Raw genomic sequence first — 18,556 nt, 5'->3', positions numbered from 1 at the left:
TATTGAGATTTATTACAATCGGGTCAGAAGGCATTCTGCAAATGGTTGGTTAAGCCCAGAAGCTTTTGAACAGAAATATTTTAAGAATTTAGAGGGATCGGTTGTCCACAATACTGTCTAGGATCAGTCTGGCACGAAGAGCAAGTCAACGTGGGGCATTTGTCAATAAAGGGGATGGTTCATAGATGATAAGTTTATTACATCCTGATTTACATTATTTTTTTGAAGAATATCCATCTGGGGAACATAAGACTTATTTTGTTTATGCTTTGGCTGATGCAGCACAAGACAGTTGGTTTTTAAAAAAGAATTCACATTTACATTATCGCAATTTATTAACAGAAGCTGCTGGTGATAAAGCTGCAGAAATATCACCTCATTTGGTTCAACTCGGGCACAATCATAATATCGAGTGGCAATATATCTCTAAACGCGTAGTTGGGACTCCTCGATTAACCTTAATAATAAGTCCTTTAGATTTTGATAGTTTATATTCACATTTGAGGCAATTTCTAAATGTCCAGTTTGAAGGTGGATTAGAGATGTATTTAGCATTTTGGGATCCAGCTATTCTTGGTACTTTAGTCGGTCAAATTTCAGACCAGAATCTTTATGTTAAGCAACAAGTGTTATCAGACCAGCAGAAGAAAGTTTTATTAGAGCCTATTCACAGTTGGTGGTATTGGGATCGAAAAGACAAATTACATAAAATCATCGGCGGTAATGGTCATGAATCTCTGAAATTTTATGATTGGCAAAATCCGTTTACATTTACGCCAGTACAAGAAGACATGATGGTAGAAGCAACCTTTCCTGATCATTTGATTTATTATCTAAATCTGAATAATCCTTTCTTGGTTGAGGAATTTAAGGAATGGGAGCTTTACCCATATGTTGTGAAAAAAATAGCATTAGCACGTGAATATGGTTTGGAAGGTACTCGGGATATTTTAAATTTTATTTGTCTAACTTTGATATATAAAAATACTTTCGAGCAAGATGAACTTCTTCAAAGTGTACTACTAAAAGTGAAGAATAAGATGGTCACAATGGATCAGGCGATGGAAGATTTAGAGCGTTTAGTTGAAGAAAACGAATAAATCATAAAACATGAACTTTATGCTAACACAATTAATTAATCATCAAAGCAACGTGAAGTTAGGCATATTCTTTAAGTAAATTAAAAATTATAGGGGATGTTATGAATATATTTAAAAAAATTGTGATGCTACCAGTAGGCTTGGCTTTAGGTTTGGTGGGATGTAGTTCAGGCTCCAGTAAAACCTATATTCTTACGACAACATCGTTCGGTTATGACCCAAGATATAGACCTTATATTGTACAAGTGAATGGTGAAGAAGTTGGAGGAGGATTTGGGGCAGCCACCAAACGATCTGCAGTTATTACAGGTCCACAATACATCAAATGGGGGGAAGGAAATAGCTATAAAGAGCATATTGCAAAAAATGTCCCACACTTAACAAAGGAGGATTTAAAAGGTAAAAGCTATTTAGCAGTGCACCTTTATCCAGATGATAGGGTTGAAATCACATTGACTGAAGGGCGAAATATGCCTGATGCTACAAAAATGGGATTAGAAGTGAGATCGAAATTAATTGATGAATTAAATGAGAGTGATAAAAAAATAAAAAGGTAAGAATATGGTTTCTCAGTTACAAAAAATAAAAAATAGCAATCAAGATGTTAGTAACCAGTCTCCACAAGCCAAGCAAGATTGTGCAGATGTAGTCAATATTTCTGTATTTTTTGATGGGACAGGAAACAATTTAGAAGCAGACCAAGATAAAGGAAAACTCGCCAACCCAGCAAAGTTATGGCGAAATGCACAATCTTATAGTTTATTCGAAATTGAGCGTACAAAGTCGCCAGTGAAGTTAAATCATCCTATTTATGTTTCTGGAGTTGGAACTCCGTTTAATGGTGAGCTAAACAAAGTCGAAAAAAGAATAGCCACAGTGCAAGACCATGAGCTTACAGGCGGGGTAACAGGGATTGGAGGTACAAGACGGTTAAAATATGGTGAGTCTCAAATCAGTATTAGCCTTGAAAACATCCTCAAACAAAAAATTGCCCAAGCAGAAGCGAAGCTAAAACCTCAAGTTGAAGCGCGAAAAAATGAAGCAATAGTTAAAATGGGGACGAAGCTGAATGAGCATCGTCTAATCAAAAAAGTTAATTTATCGATCTTTGGTTTCTCACGCGGGGCTGCGCTGGCACGTGTATTTTCTAATGAAATGATTTGGAAAACTGAAACTGAGGATTTGAGCCTAAAGTATCAAATCTCAGGTCAAGCAGAACCTGCACCGATGGAAATTCAGTTTTTAGGCATATTTGATACTGTTGCATCTTTTGGCTTGCCTGCGACCAATATGTCGAATAAATTCAGTTTCACAGGTCGAGACATAGTAGTCGATCCGAGAGTAAAAAATTGCGTGCATCAAGTCGCGGGGAATGAATTACGTTTTGCTTTTCCTGTAGATTCAATTTGTATAGATAGTAAATTAGCTAACCCAAGAACATGGAAAGAAATAGTCTATCCTGGAATGCATTCCGATGTGGGTGGTGGCTATGAGCCAAGTTCACAAACAATTAGTAATAATTTTGCCCGTATTCCTTTAAAAGATATGCTTGAAAGTGCTGAAAATTCAGGTGTTAAAATTTTTAATTATGAAAATCTTAAAAAAGAAGATCCTATTTTATTTGAAGATGAATTTCAAATAGAAGATAAAACCCAGCAACTTTTTGAAGCCGTTCAAAAAGCAGTAGGAGCCTCGACAGGTAATGTAAAAAAAGACATTATAAATTATATGAAACTTCATTATGGTGCCTATGGAACTTTACATCGTCAACGGCAACAATATTTAGCAGCAGGTAAATCAAAAGAAGATCTAGCTTATCTTTCAGTGAGTCAAAATGCTCGAGAAGAAGCCGGATTTTCTTTACCAACCGGTCCTGCTGATATGGCCACTGAAGTTGAAAGAGTTAAAGCAGCTAAAAATTTCACCACATTTGATCAATCTAATTTAACAGGTATAAAACACGTATTTAGAATCATTTATCCATTTGCTAAAGCTTATGAGTTTTTAGTCGATATAGATGATTGGGAATTACAGAGTTGGGAAAAAAATGTTTCACAAGAAGCAGTAGATTTTTATTCAAGCTATGTACACGATTCGAAATATGGTTTCATCTATAATGCAGAGCCATTTAGTTACTTTAGACAACGAACGGTATATGAATCAAAACGAAGTTGGAAAGGTAAAAGAGTCGATAAAAAATTAGGGCCTATCCACGAACAAATAGCTTATGAAAATAATGAATTTGAAAAAACTCAGAATAATTAGTTTTGAAAGTTAATAAAAAATCTGTATATGAGAATTCTTTATTCAATAAATTAAATATTAGATAGTTCGGCCATCAGCAAGATCAAGTATAACGCACATAATATTCTGTGAAGGATCTTAAATGTCACAGGTCTTACAGCGTGCGCAGTTGGCTATATCAATGATGAGTAAAAAAATAATAATGAGTGTTTAAATGTATAACATGTTAAAAATTGAAAGTCGAATCCAGCGCCTGGAAGTTTGGATAATGGTATCTCTTGGATGAGAAAGTCTGATTTTGATAAGTTAAAAAGTCGTAAGGAATGGAGAGATATATTTGCATTAGGGTGAGCTGGAATAGTAATGGTGAATATCTTGAGTATACTGTTCCAAAAGATTAGAAACTCTGTGCTTGGGAAGGTCCAGCGATATATCAACAGCGAGGTGAATTCTATTTAAAAGGTGGAGTCCCGCGAATCAGTCTGAATCACAGTATTTTATAAAAGGAGATATTTTCCTAAAATTAGAAAGTGATTGGGGTGAAACAATCTGGTATTTAAAAGCAACCAATAAAGAAAAATAAAATTGAATTTTCTAAAAATACTTAAGTGCTTTAAAAGGGATATTATAAAACTTATATAAATAAACCCGCTCGAAAGCGGGTTTATTTATATCTCATGAGAGATTACATATTTGGATAGTTTGGACCACCAGCACCTTCCGGTGTTACCCAGGTGATGTTCTGAGAAGGATCCTTAATATCACAGGTCTTGCAGTGCACACAGTTGGCTGCATTGATCTGGAAACGCTTCGAACCATCATCATTTTCCATGATTTCATATACACCCGCCGGGCAGTAGCGCTGAGCTGGCTCATCCCATTTTGGCAGGTTCACGTTCACTGGAATTGAAGCATCGGTCAGTTTCAAATGCGCAGGCTGGTTTTCTTCATGTACAGTGTTCGATACAAACACTGAAGACAGGCGGTCAAAAGTCAGCTTGCCATCCGGTTTTGGATAGTTCGGCTTGAAGTTCACCGCATCAACAGTTTTCAATGTCTTAAAGTCTGGCACCAGGTCATGCAGGGTAAATGGTACTTTAAACACGTTCTGGTCGATAAAGTTGAATGCACCACCCATCCATTGCCCAAACTTATGCATTGCAGGGCCAAAGTTACGCGCGCTATACAGCTCTTCTTTCAACCAGCTGTTGTTGAACTTGTCTGTATAAGCAGTCAACTCTTTCACGAAGAAATCTTCGCCTTCAGTTACACGTGCAACTGCCAGGTCACCGCCTTTCTCTACACCGGCCTTGATTGCTTCAAATACCGCTTCACCGCAGAGCATGCCTGACTTCATCGCAGTATGTGAGCCTTTGATCTTGGCAAAGTTCAGGAAGCCCGCATCATCACCAATCAGCGAGCCACCCGGGAAAGTGAATTTTGGTAGTGAGTTAAAGCCACCTTTGGTCACAGCACGCGCACCATAAGAAATACGTTTACCGCCTTCCAGATACTGTTTGATCAGAGGATGGGTTTTCCAGCGCTGCATTTCCATAAATGGATACATGTGTGGGTTTTCATAAGAAAGGTCCACGATCATGCCCAGAGTCACCTGGTTATTTTCCGCATGGTATAACCACCAGCCACCTGAAGAACCGGTTTCATTGAGTGGCCAGCCTGCACCATGCATAACCAGACCTGGCTTGTGCTTGGCAGGATCAATTTCCCATAGTTCTTTAATGCCGATACCGTAATGCTGTGGATCTGCATCTTTATCCAGGTTGAATTTCTGGATCAGGCGTTTACCTAAGTGACCACGGCAGCCTTCAGCAAAAATCGTGTATTTCGCGTGCAGCTCGTAACCTGGAGTGAAGTTATGCGTTGGTTCGCCATCTTTACCAATGCCCATGTCACCCGTCTGGATACCTTTGACTGAACCATCTTCATGGTAAAGGATTTCAGAGGCAGCAAAGCCTGGGAAGATCGAGACTTCCAGTTCTTCTGCTTTCTGGCCTAACCAGCGCACCACGTTGCCCAGTGAGATGACATAGTTGCCATCGTTATGCATGGTTTTAGGCACCATCCAGTGCGGAGCTTCTTGTGATTTTTCATCAGAGAGCAGGAAGAAGGTTTTGTCTTCAGTCACTGGTACATTTAAAGGTGCACCTTCTTCTTTCCAGTTAGGGAACAGCTCGTTCATGGCACGCGGTTCAAGTACAGCACCAGACAGAATATGAGCACCGACTTCGGAGCCTTTTTCCACGACACAAACGGACAGATCATTCAGGTTGTTTTCAATTGCAAGCTGACGGATTTTGATCGCAGCAGAAAGACCCGCAGGGCCTGCGCCTACGATGACTACGTCAAACTCCATCGATTCACGTTCGATGTGCTCCATGTGGGACTCCTCATATTACATTCGGTGGCAACCATAATCGGATGATCGGGTGCTGCCATGAGTATTTATAATTCCTGGACACAAAAAGATTAGTGTCTTTCATCTTGTGGGCTAGTATAGTTTTAAACCCAGTTTAAGCCAATTGGCTGAAACATATTATTTTTCCGTCATTAAGGTCTTCTACTATGGATAAGTCAGCAGAAACGAATCATCCGACGAAAAAAACAGCCATGACTGATGATAAAAATTTAACAAATATTGCACAATACATAAAAGATGCACAGGACAGTCACAAAAGGTCAATACCCCCTTTAGATCAGTGGCAGCCAAAGCATTGTGGCACAATGGATTTGAAGGTTTTAGCCAATGGAGAATGGTGGCACGAAGGTCAATTGATTAAACGCCAAGCCATGATTGACCTGTTCTCAACAGTGCTATGGAAGGAAGATGGCAAATTCTATCTCAAAACCCCGGTTGAGCAGATCGAAATTGAAGTCGAAGATGAGCCCTTATTTGTAGGGCAGGCTGATCAGGTAGAAATTGATGGAAAAAGCTATATTCAGCTGACGACAACGACGCAGGATGTAATCATCGTAGATAAAGAACATCCAATTTTCATGCGTACTTTTGGTGATGAACAGCGCCCTTATGTGCATGTGCGTTTTGGTATCAATGCATTGATTCAGCGAGCTGCCTTTTTACATCTGGTAGAAATGGGTGAGCTTATCGAAAATTCTGAAGGCGACACGGTATTAAACTTGAAAAGTGGTGATTTAGACTTGCATTTAGGCACCTGAGGTTTAAGCTTTGTGCCATGTCTGTCCATTTGAGCAAACAGCCCCTGTATGAGCGCCATTTATCCGATTTCGTCCACACTCGATCCCATTATTGATGTTACTGCAGATGCACCCATTGGGATTTTTGATTCAGGAATCGGAGGCCTCTCTGTTGCACTAGAAATTGCACGCCATTTACCGAATGAACGTTTCGTCTATTATGCCGATACTGCCAATGTGCCTTATGGTCCGCGTGAGGATCAGGACATTCGTGAGCTCACCGCGCAGGCAATTGAATGGTTATATCGCAAGGGCTGCAAGACTGCTGTCGTGGCATGTAATACTGCTTCAGCTTTTAGTCTGGATTATTTGCGTACGCATTATGGCGAGCGTTTTCCAATTATCGGTCTGGTACCGGCTTTAAAGCCGGCAGTTTTGGCGACCCATTCCAAAACTGTGGCCGTGCTTGCCACACCAGCAACCTTTCGCGGTCAGCTGATTAAAGATGTCATGACCCGTTTTGCCGAGCCCGCAGGGGTAAATGTGATTCCAGTTACCTGTCTGGATCTGGTGCCTTTTGTCGAGGCTGGCGAGCAGATGAGTCCCGCGTGTCTAGCGACATTAACCAAGATTTTACAACCAGTTGTAGATCAGGGTGCAGACTATTTAGTACTTGGATGTACACATTACCCCTTCCTAAAATCGTCAATTCAGTATATTTTTGGTCATAAAATGACATTGATTGACTCTGGATTGGCAGTTGCAAGACAAACCGCCCGTATTTTGATCAAAAATGAGTTATTATTTGAAGGCGAACGTAAAGAAAGTGTAAGAATCGAAATTTTTGTCAGTGGTCAAAATGCTGAACAAGTTCAACCGATTATACAGCACCTGATTCTGGACGATATTCAATGGTCTGTAAGTAATATATAAGCTGAGTTTTAAGTCAGTGAATTACATTATTTTAAAATTTGATATTTTTAAGTGGGGCACGCATATGCAACAGCTCATGGAAATCGAGGTGAACTGTGCATATTCGCGGTAGTTGGAGAGGGTTTGGAATGCTGGATAAACGTTATCAGGTTTTTATATCCACATCTGGTTCGGAAATGCAGCCAGAGCGTATCATCTTGTCGCAAACGCTGGTGGGTATGGGCTTCTTCTCCTGGGGGCTGGAACAGCGTAATCCACTCAGTACTGCCTTTGCTCGCCGTCAAATTGATGACTGTGACTATGTGGTAATCCTGCTGGGAAGCCAGTATGGTGAACAGTCCGTTTCTGGCGTTGGCTATATGCACCTTGAATATATCTATGCATTAACCAAGCAGAAACCAATTATTGTATTTATGCATGATGACCCTGCCTCTCGTGAGCCGTCCCTCCATGATGCTAAAGCGGAATTGCGTGAAAAATTTAATGACTTCCGAAAACTGCTACAAAATGAAGTCGATCAGGTCTTTACCTATCGTAGCCTGCGTGATCTGGAAATGGCAGTTCGCCTGAACATGCCCCAGATGCTAGAACGCTATCCGGTGACTGGCTGGGTACGTCCCCAAAATGCCCAAGCCCTGCATGATGAAATTGATCAGCTCAAGGCGCGTATTGCCCAAATGGAAGCCGAAGCAGGCAAGCGTGAGCCTGATCCATTTCTGAGCTTGCCTAAAGTGTCCATGCATGAAATTTTTTCTTTTGAATATCGCATGCATGCCTATCAGGATGGTAACTTTAAAGAGCTCAAAATTCAGAAAAAACTGACCTGGGCTGAACTTCTGGCAATTCTTGGATCTACTTTTGTCAATCCAACACCAGAAGAATTCTTCTCTAAGCGTCTGAATGAATATTTAAATGAAACCGGTTTGGAAGATGCACGTATAGAAATGCCACGTGCTCATGCCGTGGCACGTGCACAGATGAACATTCGTGCCTTGCATAGCCTGAAAATGCAGATGCGACAAAATGACTGGATTGTACCGACTGGCCGTGATGACCGTCAGCGTTTACTATGGCAGATCACGGCTAAAGCCCAGAAATTGATAGAAAGTAATTTACTGGATAAAGATCGGGTTTTTCAATATAAGTCAGTATATTAATCCATATTATAAATTTATTGAAAACTGTTAAAGTACAGGGGTTGACCCCTCAAGACGGATGATCTGAATGTTTGCTAAACCGAAAGTCACCATTATCCTGGCAAATCTCGGTACCCCTGATGCTCCTACCGTTCCCGCAGTACGAACTTTTCTGCAGCAGTTCCTGTCCGATCAGCGTGTCATTGAAATCCCCAAACCGCTCTGGCAGATCATTTTGCGCCTGTTTATTTTACCTTTCCGTCCTAAACGGGTTGCGCAGGCTTATGCACAAGTATGGGCTAAAGATTCACCCATGCGTGAAATCCTGCTGCAACAGGTTGAAGCAGTCAGAGCAGAATTGACTCAGCGTTATCCGCAATTCGAGCTGAATGTGGTGCCCGCCATGACCTATGGCAATCCGAACATTCAGACTGTTCTTAGCCAGATCAGCGCACAACCTCAGGATCACGTGATCCTGTTGCCCTTGTTCCCGCAGTATTCAGCCACTTCTACTGCGCCGCTGTACGATGCAGTCGCGAGATGGGTACTGACTCAGCGTAATCTTCCGGGTTTATCACTGATTCGTGATTATTATCAGCATCCACTGTTTATTCAGGCATTGGCACAGAGTGTGCGTGACTATCAGGCGATTCATGGCAAGCCAGAAAAGCTGTTGATGTCGTTTCATGGCATTCCACAGCCTTATGCCGATAAAGGCGATCCCTATGCTGACCGTTGCCGTATCACCGGGAAACTGGTAGCTAAAGCTTTAGGGTTATCTGAAGATCAGTATGCGATTAGCTTCCAGTCACGTTTTGGCAAGCAGGAATGGGTTAAGCCTTATACCGATGCCTTGATTGAAGAGTGGGGCAAGCAGGGGGTGAAATCAATTCAGGTCATGAGTCCGGCTTTCTCGGCGGATTGCCTGGAAACCCTAGAAGAACTGGCAATGGAAAATGCGGATACCTTCAAGGCTAATGGTGGTGAACGCTATAGCTATATTCCGGCATTGAATAGCCGCGAAGATCATTTGCAATTGCTCAATTCATTGCTACAGGCTAATCTTGATGCATTGACTCATACTCTCGCTCACTAATTTTTTGAGGTTTTAAAGCCTATGCTCCAAGTCAAAATTGTTCCTGTAACTGCCTTTCAGCAAAACTGTTCCATTTTATGGGATACAGACAGCAAAGAAGCAGTTTTGATTGATGCCGGAGGTGAGCCGGAAAAACTGAGAGCAGAAGTCGAAGCGCTCGGCCTGACGGTCAAAGCATTATGGCTGACCCATGGTCATTTAGACCATGCTGGAGCGGTGGGTGCGTTGAAAAAAGCCTGGAATGTGCCGGTGATTGGTCCACATAAGGATGATGCGTTCTGGTTGGAGATGATTCAGGAAGTATCTGCCCGTTATGGCTTCCCGATTCCGGAAAAGGTAGAAGTGACTGAATGGCTGGAGGGCGGTGAAATACTGAAACTGGGGGACGAAGAGTTTGAAGTCCGTTTTGCACCGGGTCATACTCCAGGTCATGTCATGTTTTATAACCGCAATCATGGTTTGCTGTGGACGGGGGATGTGCTGTTTAAGGGTTCGATTGGTCGTACTGACTTCCCACGTGGCAATCATCAGCAATTACTTGATTCAATTCAACGTGAATGCTTTAGCCTGCCTGAGGAAACTCAGTTTATCTCAGGGCATGGTCCAATGAGCACGATTGGTTTTGAAAAGCAGCATAATCCTTTTGTCGCAGGTAAAGCAGGTTAAGCGCTTAATGTAAACGTAGTAGTTATCTAAAAAATGAAAAAGGAATCGATTCTAGATTCCTTTTTTATTTGAGTGGGTTAATGGGTTATACAGATTACATATTAAGCGAAAGGGTCATTTTGTAATTTATGTACCTGAAGTCTAATAATCCAAAAAGCCAGTGCAATGAGTATACCAATGCTAATAAAAAAATAATCATGGCGCATGATACCCGTGCCAATACTGAGACAGCATAGTAGAACAAACAAGAACATGACAGTCTTGAGTATAATTACTAACATTTATAAATCCCCAAAAAGATAAGTCATTGACATTCTTTATAATTTTTTATGTTTTCCTACTTATTTAAAGTGAAAATTATTTTATTATCAACTATATAGAATGTTTTCGCAGTTTAACATTTGACCGAAAATAAATTCAAGATAAATACTGATCTTAGTTTAATAAAACTTATAAGTAATCCTTCTTTGAGCTAGAATTTTTAACAGACTGTGCAAATATTTTGGTTTTTACTTCAAGCGAAAGGATCATGTTGCAGTTGCCGGATTTGCAGTCTTAATATCACGATGGCCAGAACCAGCAGGATACCAATTAAGATAAAGATATAGTCCTGTTTCCAGAGCCCAAGGCCAATACTGGTGCAGCATAGCAGGATCAAAAACAGCATAAAAATTTTAAGCAGGAGGATAAACATCGGCATGTCCTCTTTTTTTGTTATTTTATTGGAATAGTTATTTAAATTTTATTTTATTAATCAATAATATAGTGTTTTTAGGCTAGTCTAGCACCAAATGAAAAAGGAATTCAATCCGAATTCCTTTCCTCTGGTCAGTCTCATTTAAAACTGGTCTTCTTCACGGCCTCCATCAGCTTGCGGAGCATCTTGAGTCGGCAGCTTATAGTCTTCATTGGCCCAGGCACCCAAATCAATCATCTTGCAGCGTTCGGAACAAAAGGGACGAAACGCATTGTCTTCCCACGTAGTCAGTGCACCACAACGTGGGCATTTCAGGGTCGTTGGCATGGACAATACTCCACAAAAAATTGGATTCAATTAGGCAAACATAGCCGCACTTGTTAGACTTATGCGGTTTTCATTAGTTTGATCTGATTATGCCAATTCGTCAATTTCAAGCGCAGCGTATGCATGCCCCTCGTGATTTTCAAAGCATTAGCCCTGAACCGATTTGTGTCGAAATTGGTGCAGGTAAGGGCAAGCATGCCTTGTTATTTACCCGGACACATCCAGAGCACAAACTGATTGCAATTGAACGGACCCGTGAAAAATTTCTGGCCATGCAAAAGCAGCATGAATTGGAAGGCCAGCCAAATTTAAAAACTGTACATGCTGATGCCCTGCCATGGGTGGTACATGCACTGTATCCTGGCCAGGTAGAGCAGTTCTTTGTCCTATATCCAAATCCGGAACCACATAACCCGGCACAGCGTTGGGCCAATATGCCGTTCTTTGAATTTTTGCTATCACGGCTGAAAACAGGTGGTTCGATTACGTTGGCAAGTAATATTCCGGAATATATTGATGAAGCTGAACAGCAGATGAAAGAGCTATGGAACCTGCCTTATGACAAGCAGATCATTGCATCCGATTCGGCCCGTACTCATTTTGAGATCAAATATCTGGAACGTGGTGAACTTTGTCAGCAGCTCATTATTACGAAACCTGAGGGTTATACCACCCGCTTTGATGATTTCCAGCCTCTACAGGGGCAAAATGTTGCGCCTGTGGAATAAGCCATGAGTAAACGCATTGCGATTGTTGGTACTGGCCCGGCAGGGCTGATGGCAGCAGAAGTGCTGAGCCAGCAGCATTATGACGTACATGTCTATGAGCAGAAGCCTTCAGCTGCGCGCAAATTTCTGATGGCAGGCAAGACCGGTCTGAATATCTCGCATGCTGAACCGGTAGAACAGTTTATCCAGCGTTATGATCAGGCTGAATGGCTGGCGCCGTGGGTAAAACGCTGGGATGCCGCCTGGATCCAAGAATGGATGCGAGGCTTAGGCATTGAACCCTATATTGGTTCTTCTGGACGGGTGTTTCCAACCGAAATGAAGGCCGCTCCACTGTTACGTGCCTGGTTAAAACGTCTGGCCGAGCAGGGGGTACAGTTTCATTACCGCCATCAGGTGACCCAGTTAAAACAGAATCAATTGGAACTATTGGATCTAAAAACTGATGAGCTACGAACAGAACTCTTTGATGCGATGATTCTCGCCTGTGGCGCGGTATCCTGGTCAAAGCTTGGCAGTGATGGTCAATGGCAAGCATGGCTAAAGACAGAAGAAATTGAGCCTTTTCAAGCCAGTAATGCCGGAGTAGAGTATCCATGGTCCAGATTTATGCAGCCCATCTTTGGTCAACCACTGAAACGGGTTGCAGCCTGGGTGGAAGACAGTGACAAGACTATGGGTGATATCGTCATCAGTCATTATGGTCTTGAAAGCGGCTTGATCTATAAACAGGGGCGTGGTTTGCGTGAACAGGTCAAACGTGGTCAGCCCATGCAACTGTATCTGGACCTGTTTCCCGATCAAAGCGCAGCGCAACTAGCGCATAAACTGCAACCCAGCAAGAAACAGTCTTTAAGCAATGTCTGGCGCAAGGCAGGACTGGAAGGTGCTAAAGCTGCACTGGTGCGAGAGCTGGTGCCTAAAAATATCTGGCAGGATGCTGAACATCTGGCACAGCAAATTAAACAGTTGATGGTTTCTCTGCAGGGATTCCGTCCAATTGAAGAGGCGATTAGCTGCGCAGGTGGGGTAAAACGTGATGTGCTGACGGAACATTTGCAACTTAAATCCAATCCCTATGTATTCCTATGTGGAGAAATGCTGGACTGGGATGCGCCCACCGGTGGTTATCTGTTGACTGCCTGTATGGCAACCGGTCGTGCAGCGGGTGAAGGTGTCGCGGCTTATCTGTCTGATTCTGCTTGAAGCGAAGATATTTTAGACATTCACAGTCAGTAATTTTTTAAGCTATATTGGGCGAAAAGCATTCACAAGGATGTTTGCTGATATGTCGACTCAAGATCATTATGCCGGTAGCTGTCTCTGCGGTGGAATCCAGTATGAAGTTCGTGGATCGCTGGGTGATATTATTCAATGTCACTGCCGCCGTTGCCGTAAAGCTACCGGTACTGCCTTTGCTACCAATAGTCCGATTGCCAAAGCAGATTTTCGTCTGTTGCAAGGACAGCAACTGCTGAAGTCATTCACTACCACGACCGGCGTGAGTCGAAATTTCTGTAGCGAATGTGGTTCTCCGATTTATAGCGTGAAAGCAGATCTGCCGGATGTTTATCGTCTGCGTATTGGCAGTCTGGATACACCGATTGAGCAGAAACCGACTTGCCATTTCTATGTCGGTTCTAAAGCTGAGTGGGAGGACATTCACGATACCTTAGCGCAATATCATGAACGTCCTTAACAGAAAGCAGATCAGACTTACTGGGCTTTAGCCTGAGTTTTTGCATACTGGTTACGCCAGTGTTCCAGCTGTTCCTGAGCATGCAGATACTGTCCCAAACCTTTTACATTTTCCTTGGCATCATGCTGGATCGCTTTATCTGAAGAGGCTGTGCCCAGCAGTTTTTGCTGTTGTTCCCAGTATTGATAAATTAGCCCCTGAATATAGCGGCCCTGTTCAGTTTTCAGTTCCAGACTTTTTAATAAAGTCAGTGCAGACTGGATATGGTCACGCTGGCGTTGCTGCATAAATTCTTCAGTCAGATTGCCTTCCTTACGCATACGCTCAGTTTCTGCTTCGATATCCTCATTTAAGGATTGCAGGCGCTGCTCAAAGTCATCCAGTACGGCAATATCATGTTGATCATCCGCTGTTTGCGGAAAATCTTTCACCGGTTGTGTTTTCAGTTCCTTCATCACTTCTTCAGCTGATTCATTTTGCGGAGTCGCTTCCTGTTTCGGCGCATCTTTCTGATTACACGCCACCAGCAACAGGCTAGAGGCAAGCAAGGTGATGCGGCTGAGGTTCTGAATATTTGGCATTGTTTTGTCCTGTTAAAGTTTTATCAAGGCGTTGGAATTTTTTGAAAGACATAGACATGGGTGATATAGGGAAAGTCAATCTGTTCATCAGGCTGCTTGCCAGTATGGTCTAGAACGATCTGTTCAAACTGAGATTTGAGTTGCTGCTGTGTATCATCAGACTGGGCAGCGATAAAGCTGGTCGAGAGCAAACGTTTGGACACCACCTGTTCGACGGTTCCAGAATGGAACTGCTGCAAAGTCGTTTCTGCTACCGGTCGAAACAGCTGCTGATCTTGGAATACATTGCGCCATTGACCACTATGGTAGCGTGGCGTATCGCCTTCCATGGGAAGAATAAAGTCTTCCAGAGCTTTGACCCAGTCGACATTAATATCACGCTGGTTCCAGATCAGGACCAGATAGCCCTGATCTTTCAGAATCCGATGAATTTCCTTAAGGCTGTCGAAATTGGCGAACCAGTGAAAAGACTGTGCGCAAAATACAGCATCCATCAAGGCATTTTCTAGCGGCAGGGCGTCACTCATCGCCTGCAAGGTCGGAATATCTGGATGAACCTGCTTGAGTTGCGTTAACATCTCCGCGACAGGATCAACCGCCAGAATATACGAACTGAGTAATTTCAGCTGGGGCAGAAATTTACCGGTACCGCTACCCAAATCAAGTAATTTGGCATGATGGGGTAAGCCAAGCTGCTGTTGCAACCAGGGTACTAATGCTTCAGGATAACTTGGGCGCACCTGCTGATAGCGCTCAGCAGCGCTGCTAAAACCTTGTTGTGCAGCAGGATGTAATGATTGTGTCATATTTTGCGCTTTTTAATCTTGGTCTTCGCTATAAAATAGCATATTCATTTTTGCATCGTTTTGCGCCATTGAATTTGTAATGGAAGCGTTCGTTTTATAGGCATGGGAAAGTTATGGAAAAACAAATCGTCTTTGAAGATGAGCACATTCGCGCAATCTTTATGCCGGGTTCATCTTCAGAACTGATCTTCTCCTTTGGGGATCTGATTACCCGTGCCAAGGGAACCACCATCAATGCAGAGAAGTCGCTGCAAAAGTTTGAATTCAATGTGCTCGGGATTATGCCCAAGGATAAATCCTGGTTTCCACAAGCGTCTATGCAGGCCATGCTGGACGCGATTGCTGAACTGATTGCACCATTTGAGCAGCGTATTGCCTATGGCGGTTCAATGGGCGGTTATGCGGCGATTAAATATTCCAATGCTCTGGATGTACAGCGCGCCGTAGCCATGGTGCCGCAATACTCGATTGATCCGGAAGATGTGAAAGACGCCCGCTATAACATGTTCTATCAGCCGGAACTGAATGGCGAGATGCGCATTACTAAGGCAGATGTCAGTGAGGATCGTGAATACATTATTATTTATGATCCGCACTATGCACAGGACCGTGCACATTATCATAAGCTCAGAGAAGTCCTGCCGCCACATCACGTATTGCATCTGGCCTTTACCAATCATGATGCGATTGCCGTGTTGGCAAGCTCCGAACTGGTGAATGATTTCCTGCTGCATGAATTTGATGCCAGCTATTTTTATCAGAAGATGCGCCGGGTCAAAAAGAACAGCAAGTTCTATTACCGTAAGGTGATTGAAAACCTGTTGCCACGACATCGGATGGCCTTAGGCCGTATCCTGAAAAATAATGACCTGCAACTCGATTCACAGTTCTTTGATGCCAATCAGAAGCAGACCATTTTGCGTGAGTTACTCAGCAATAAACAGGTGGATCAGCATGATCTGATGAAACTCGGCATTCAGGTCAATCTGCCACAGGAAAACCGTCAGATCCTGCTGGATATCTATGGGCATGGTCTGGTGTTCAATGTCATCAGTAACAAGATTGAAAGCTATGCCGATCAGGCGATTGCGCTGAACCATAAATTCCTGATTCCAATTTATGCGCGCGGCAATGGCCTGTTGACCATCAGCTTGAATGACGAACGTTATCTCGTCGTCATGAATGACCGTCATATGATGAAGCTGGTCAAGGAACAGGAACCGCTTTCGGTCGGAATGCACCCAATTCTGATGAAACGTTATACAGATTTCTATATGTTCAGTTATAAGGAATTAAGTCTCAAAACTGATGAATACGGTGCAGCGGCGTTTGTTGATGACAGTGACAAAAATACGCACTTTGTGACACGCAGTGAAGCAAATTAACTTGAAATATCACTTAAAAACAATGGCTTGACTTATTGTTTTGCTGGCATAAGATGTAGTTATGCGGTATGGATTTTTCATCACCGCACGCGATCGTTTTCGTGAGAAGGGGGTACATCTTATGCAATCTACACAGTTCGCCACCATATTTTTAATGCTAACTTTGGGCCTGCCCAATCTGGCATTCGCCAAAGACAGCGTACACCCGACCATTATTTTCCTGAGTGCAACTATCGTATTTTTGATGATTCTGACCGTTTATATTGTTTATAAAATTCGTCATTCTGTGCGTAACCATCTGGATAAACCACTCGATTAAACAAGGCAGGATAAAGTCTAAAAAACGGTTGAAAACCCTGTATGACTTGTTTTAAATGACAGGATAAATTGTCTAACAGGATTGAGGGTCAGGCCGTGAAAGCCGTATATTTGGATTATGCTTCTCTAGATCAACAGGATCTCGACTTTCAGGCGCTGCATGGCGTATTTGACGAGTTAACATTATATCCTGCTACTTCTGTGGCTGAACTTTTGCCACGCGTGCAAGATGTCGATGTCATCATCACCAATAAAGTCATAGTAAATGCCGAAACCATTCAGCAATGCCCTCAACTGAAACTGATTTTAATCTCTGCGACTGGCACCAATAATGTCGACCTGGCCGCAGCCAAAGCACGCAATATTGTCGTGTGTAACTGCCAAGCCTATGGCACTTCCGCTGTCGCCCAACATACTCTCATGTTAATGCTGAATCTGGCGACGTCTTTCCTGCCTTATCAGCAAAAATTACAACAAGGCGAATGGCAAAAGGCGACGCAATTCTGTTTGCTGGATGCACCGATTGTAGAACTGTCTGGTAAGACTCTCGGCATTGTGGGTTATGGCGAACTGGGTAAAGCTGTCGCCAAATTGGCAGAAGCGTTTGGTATGAATGTGATGATCGGATCATTACCCAACCGTCCGGGGGATGCCTCACGTGTACCATTCGCGGAGTTATTGCCACAGGTTGATTTCCTGAGTTTGCATTGCCCACTAACTGAAGATACCCGTAACCTGATCAGCCGTGCCGAGCTGGAAGCTATGAAATCAAGTGCTTTCCTGATTAACTGTGCGCGTGGCGGTATTGTTGATGAAGCGGCTCTGGCACAGGCATTACGTGAAGGCAAAATCGCAGGTGCTGCCACCGATGTACTGACAGTAGAGCCGCCGAAAGAGGGCAATATTCTGCTCGATCCAGACATTCCGAATTTGATCGTTACACCGCATAATGCCTGGGGCAGTGTCGATGCCCGCCAGCGCATCGTGGATCAGATGGTGGAAAATGTTAAAGCCTTTCAGGCAGGCCAGCCGATTCGCCAGGTGAATTAAAACTTGTCCATAACAAAAAAAATGCTGATCGAATTTGATCAGCATTTGTTTTTGTTTTCTGGGCTAATGTATTTAGACCATAATTTAGAAAATTCGTCTTGTACAAGTTGGGAATTTGGATTGAAGACTATTTCCTGATAAATACGTTTGGACTCAGGTGTATTCTTATCAGGGAATTGACTATAAGAAGTTCGATAGTCGGTTTCAAATATGTAAATTAAGTGATTTTTGTGAAAATAAGCAGTGCGATAGCTATAAATAGTTTCGCCATAGAGACCAATCGTTAACTTGCACATACCTGGTAATTGATAGAGATTTGCCTCATTACCTTCAGTAGATTTAAATTCATCTTCCTCCAGATATCCAATGTGCTGAATTTTTTTACCTTCAGATTTATGAGTATACCGATTTGAAGTAGAAAGGCTTGGGACAGGGGATAATTCATTATGGACTTCGGTAGGAGAAGTAACCCTTTTACCAGAAACCAGTAAAACGATATACAGGATTGAAACACCAAATAGAATACCGACTATAAAGCTGAGGAGCACCTTTTTCATTTTTATTTTTCTCATTATTTTAACTAAGTATAAAGAAAGTTTTGAATATCTTCATGCTC

20 protein-coding genes and 1 pseudogene are annotated in these 18,556 nt (G+C 42.6%); 15 read left to right on the top strand and 6 right to left on the bottom strand.

Annotated elements, in window-relative coordinates:
• The 4 genes and pseudogenes from C3420_RS12550 to C3420_RS12535 all read left to right on the top strand — a co-directional run.
• Positions 1–121, top strand: a pseudogene (locus C3420_RS12550) (IS3 family transposase); the annotation flags it as partial.
• A gap of 64 nt (positions 122–185) precedes the next feature.
• Positions 186–1,100, top strand: coding sequence for a DUF4123 domain-containing protein (locus C3420_RS12545; RefSeq protein ID WP_103800683.1), 915 nt, complete (start codon positions 186–188; stop codon positions 1,098–1,100).
• A gap of 101 nt (positions 1,101–1,201) precedes the next feature.
• Positions 1,202–1,657 (top strand): hypothetical protein, encoded by a 456-nt coding sequence (locus C3420_RS12540; RefSeq protein ID WP_103857237.1) that lies wholly within the window; start codon positions 1,202–1,204, stop codon positions 1,655–1,657.
• A gap of 4 nt (positions 1,658–1,661) precedes the next feature.
• Entirely contained in the window at positions 1,662–3,365 is a 1,704-nt protein-coding gene (locus C3420_RS12535) for a T6SS phospholipase effector Tle1-like catalytic domain-containing protein (protein WP_103800682.1), read from the top strand.
• Positions 3,366–4,029: 664 nt separating this feature from the next.
• Here C3420_RS12535 and C3420_RS12525 read toward each other — a convergent pair.
• Entirely contained in the window at positions 4,030–5,742 is a 1,713-nt protein-coding gene (locus tag C3420_RS12525) for an electron transfer flavoprotein-ubiquinone oxidoreductase (RefSeq protein WP_004890452.1), read from the bottom strand.
• A gap of 185 nt (positions 5,743–5,927) precedes the next feature.
• Between C3420_RS12525 and C3420_RS12520 the strand changes: the two genes are divergently transcribed.
• The 5 genes from C3420_RS12520 (at position 5,928) to C3420_RS12500 (ending at position 10,349) form a co-directional block, all read left to right on the top strand.
• Positions 5,928–6,539: a DUF1285 domain-containing protein gene (locus tag C3420_RS12520; protein ID WP_103800681.1), complete on the top strand. Its 612-nt coding sequence runs from the start codon at positions 5,928–5,930 to the stop codon at positions 6,537–6,539.
• 48 nt (positions 6,540–6,587) lie between these two features.
• A complete protein-coding gene (murI, locus tag C3420_RS12515) occupies positions 6,588–7,451 on the top strand; it encodes a glutamate racemase (RefSeq protein WP_008303930.1) in 864 nt (287 codons plus the stop codon).
• A gap of 128 nt (positions 7,452–7,579) precedes the next feature.
• Entirely contained in the window at positions 7,580–8,608 is a 1,029-nt protein-coding gene (locus tag C3420_RS12510; protein WP_103800680.1) for a DUF4062 domain-containing protein, read from the top strand.
• A 67-nt stretch (positions 8,609–8,675) separates the two neighbouring features.
• A complete protein-coding gene (gene hemH, locus C3420_RS12505; RefSeq protein WP_008303933.1) occupies positions 8,676–9,683 on the top strand; it encodes a ferrochelatase in 1,008 nt (335 codons plus the stop codon).
• 21 nt (positions 9,684–9,704) lie between these two features.
• On the top strand, positions 9,705–10,349 hold the full coding sequence (locus C3420_RS12500) for an MBL fold metallo-hydrolase (protein WP_103800679.1): 645 nt from the start codon (positions 9,705–9,707) through the stop codon (positions 10,347–10,349).
• 514 nt (positions 10,350–10,863) lie between these two features.
• Here the strand turns inward: C3420_RS12500 and C3420_RS12490 are convergent.
• On the bottom strand, positions 10,864–11,043 hold the full coding sequence (locus C3420_RS12490) for a hypothetical protein (RefSeq protein WP_005220781.1): 180 nt from the start codon (positions 11,041–11,043) through the stop codon (positions 10,864–10,866).
• 144 nt (positions 11,044–11,187) lie between these two features.
• On the bottom strand, positions 11,188–11,373 hold the full coding sequence (locus C3420_RS12485; RefSeq protein WP_004813427.1) for a DNA gyrase inhibitor YacG: 186 nt from the start codon (positions 11,371–11,373) through the stop codon (positions 11,188–11,190).
• 83 nt (positions 11,374–11,456) lie between these two features.
• Here C3420_RS12485 and C3420_RS12480 point away from each other — a divergent pair, with 83 nt between their 5' ends.
• The 3 genes from C3420_RS12480 (at position 11,457) to C3420_RS12470 (ending at position 13,800) form a co-directional block, all read left to right on the top strand.
• Positions 11,457–12,101: an SAM-dependent methyltransferase gene (locus tag C3420_RS12480; protein WP_171058630.1), complete on the top strand. Its 645-nt coding sequence runs from the start codon at positions 11,457–11,459 to the stop codon at positions 12,099–12,101.
• A gap of 3 nt (positions 12,102–12,104) precedes the next feature.
• A complete protein-coding gene (locus C3420_RS12475; RefSeq protein WP_103800678.1) occupies positions 12,105–13,307 on the top strand; it encodes a TIGR03862 family flavoprotein in 1,203 nt (400 codons plus the stop codon).
• Between the two features lie 82 nt (positions 13,308–13,389).
• A complete protein-coding gene (locus C3420_RS12470) occupies positions 13,390–13,800 on the top strand; it encodes a GFA family protein (RefSeq protein ID WP_004813421.1) in 411 nt (136 codons plus the stop codon).
• A 17-nt stretch (positions 13,801–13,817) separates the two neighbouring features.
• Here the strand turns inward: C3420_RS12470 and C3420_RS12465 are convergent, their stop codons facing one another.
• Both C3420_RS12465 and C3420_RS12460 read right to left on the bottom strand, forming a co-directional pair.
• Positions 13,818–14,381, bottom strand: coding sequence for a hypothetical protein (locus C3420_RS12465; RefSeq protein WP_103800677.1), 564 nt, complete (start codon positions 14,379–14,381; stop codon positions 13,818–13,820).
• A gap of 23 nt (positions 14,382–14,404) precedes the next feature.
• The gene (locus tag C3420_RS12460; RefSeq protein WP_103800676.1) at positions 14,405–15,187 is read right to left on the bottom strand and encodes a class I SAM-dependent methyltransferase; all 783 of its coding nucleotides are present in this window, start codon (positions 15,185–15,187) and stop codon (positions 14,405–14,407) included.
• Positions 15,188–15,300: 113 nt separating this feature from the next.
• On the opposite strand from C3420_RS12460, the gene C3420_RS12455 reads away from it, so the two are divergent.
• The 3 genes from C3420_RS12455 (at position 15,301) to C3420_RS12445 (ending at position 17,940) form a co-directional block, all read left to right on the top strand.
• Positions 15,301–16,572 carry a hypothetical protein gene (locus C3420_RS12455; RefSeq protein ID WP_004813415.1) on the top strand — a complete coding sequence of 424 codons (1,272 nt, stop codon included), beginning with the start codon at positions 15,301–15,303 and terminating at the stop codon, positions 16,570–16,572.
• A gap of 121 nt (positions 16,573–16,693) precedes the next feature.
• A complete protein-coding gene (locus C3420_RS12450) occupies positions 16,694–16,891 on the top strand; it encodes a hypothetical protein (protein WP_004813413.1) in 198 nt (65 codons plus the stop codon).
• A gap of 95 nt (positions 16,892–16,986) precedes the next feature.
• Positions 16,987–17,940: a 2-hydroxyacid dehydrogenase gene (locus C3420_RS12445; protein ID WP_103800675.1), complete on the top strand. Its 954-nt coding sequence runs from the start codon at positions 16,987–16,989 to the stop codon at positions 17,938–17,940.
• A 38-nt stretch (positions 17,941–17,978) separates the two neighbouring features.
• Here C3420_RS12445 and C3420_RS12440 read toward each other — a convergent pair whose 3' ends face one another.
• Positions 17,979–18,497 (bottom strand): hypothetical protein, encoded by a 519-nt coding sequence (locus tag C3420_RS12440; RefSeq protein WP_103800674.1) that lies wholly within the window; start codon positions 18,495–18,497, stop codon positions 17,979–17,981.
• Positions 18,498–18,556: the final 59 nt, after the last annotated feature.

Source organism: Acinetobacter sp. ACNIH3, from assembly GCF_002918965.1.
GTDB classification, from domain to species: Bacteria; Pseudomonadota; Gammaproteobacteria; order Pseudomonadales; family Moraxellaceae; genus Acinetobacter; species Acinetobacter schindleri.
The sequence above is the reverse complement of the archived record's forward strand: the minus strand, read 5'-3'. Positions and strand labels throughout refer to the sequence as shown.

Coding starts and splice junctions, on each gene's coding strand:
- C3420_RS12545 (WP_103800683.1), top strand. CDS start 186: ATGATAAGTTTATTACATCCTGATTTACATTATTTTTTTGAAGAATAT.
- C3420_RS12540 (WP_103857237.1), top strand. CDS start 1,202: ATGAATATATTTAAAAAAATTGTGATGCTACCAGTAGGCTTGGCTTTA.
- C3420_RS12535 (WP_103800682.1), top strand. CDS start 1,662: ATGGTTTCTCAGTTACAAAAAATAAAAAATAGCAATCAAGATGTTAGT.
- C3420_RS12525 (WP_004890452.1), bottom strand. CDS start 5,742: ATGGAGCACATCGAACGTGAATCGATGGAGTTTGACGTAGTCATCGTA.
- C3420_RS12520 (WP_103800681.1), top strand. CDS start 5,928: ATGGATAAGTCAGCAGAAACGAATCATCCGACGAAAAAAACAGCCATG.
- murI (WP_008303930.1), top strand. CDS start 6,588: ATGAGCGCCATTTATCCGATTTCGTCCACACTCGATCCCATTATTGAT.
- C3420_RS12510 (WP_103800680.1), top strand. CDS start 7,580: ATGCTGGATAAACGTTATCAGGTTTTTATATCCACATCTGGTTCGGAA.
- hemH (WP_008303933.1), top strand. CDS start 8,676: ATGTTTGCTAAACCGAAAGTCACCATTATCCTGGCAAATCTCGGTACC.
- C3420_RS12500 (WP_103800679.1), top strand. CDS start 9,705: ATGCTCCAAGTCAAAATTGTTCCTGTAACTGCCTTTCAGCAAAACTGT.
- C3420_RS12490 (WP_005220781.1), bottom strand. CDS start 11,043: ATGTTTATCCTCCTGCTTAAAATTTTTATGCTGTTTTTGATCCTGCTA.
- C3420_RS12485 (WP_004813427.1), bottom strand. CDS start 11,373: ATGCCAACGACCCTGAAATGCCCACGTTGTGGTGCACTGACTACGTGG.
- C3420_RS12475 (WP_103800678.1), top strand. CDS start 12,105: ATGAGTAAACGCATTGCGATTGTTGGTACTGGCCCGGCAGGGCTGATG.
- C3420_RS12470 (WP_004813421.1), top strand. CDS start 13,390: ATGTCGACTCAAGATCATTATGCCGGTAGCTGTCTCTGCGGTGGAATC.
- C3420_RS12465 (WP_103800677.1), bottom strand. CDS start 14,381: ATGCCAAATATTCAGAACCTCAGCCGCATCACCTTGCTTGCCTCTAGC.
- C3420_RS12460 (WP_103800676.1), bottom strand. CDS start 15,187: ATGACACAATCATTACATCCTGCTGCACAACAAGGTTTTAGCAGCGCT.
- C3420_RS12455 (WP_004813415.1), top strand. CDS start 15,301: ATGGAAAAACAAATCGTCTTTGAAGATGAGCACATTCGCGCAATCTTT.
- C3420_RS12450 (WP_004813413.1), top strand. CDS start 16,694: ATGCAATCTACACAGTTCGCCACCATATTTTTAATGCTAACTTTGGGC.
- C3420_RS12440 (WP_103800674.1), bottom strand. CDS start 18,497: ATGAAAAAGGTGCTCCTCAGCTTTATAGTCGGTATTCTATTTGGTGTT.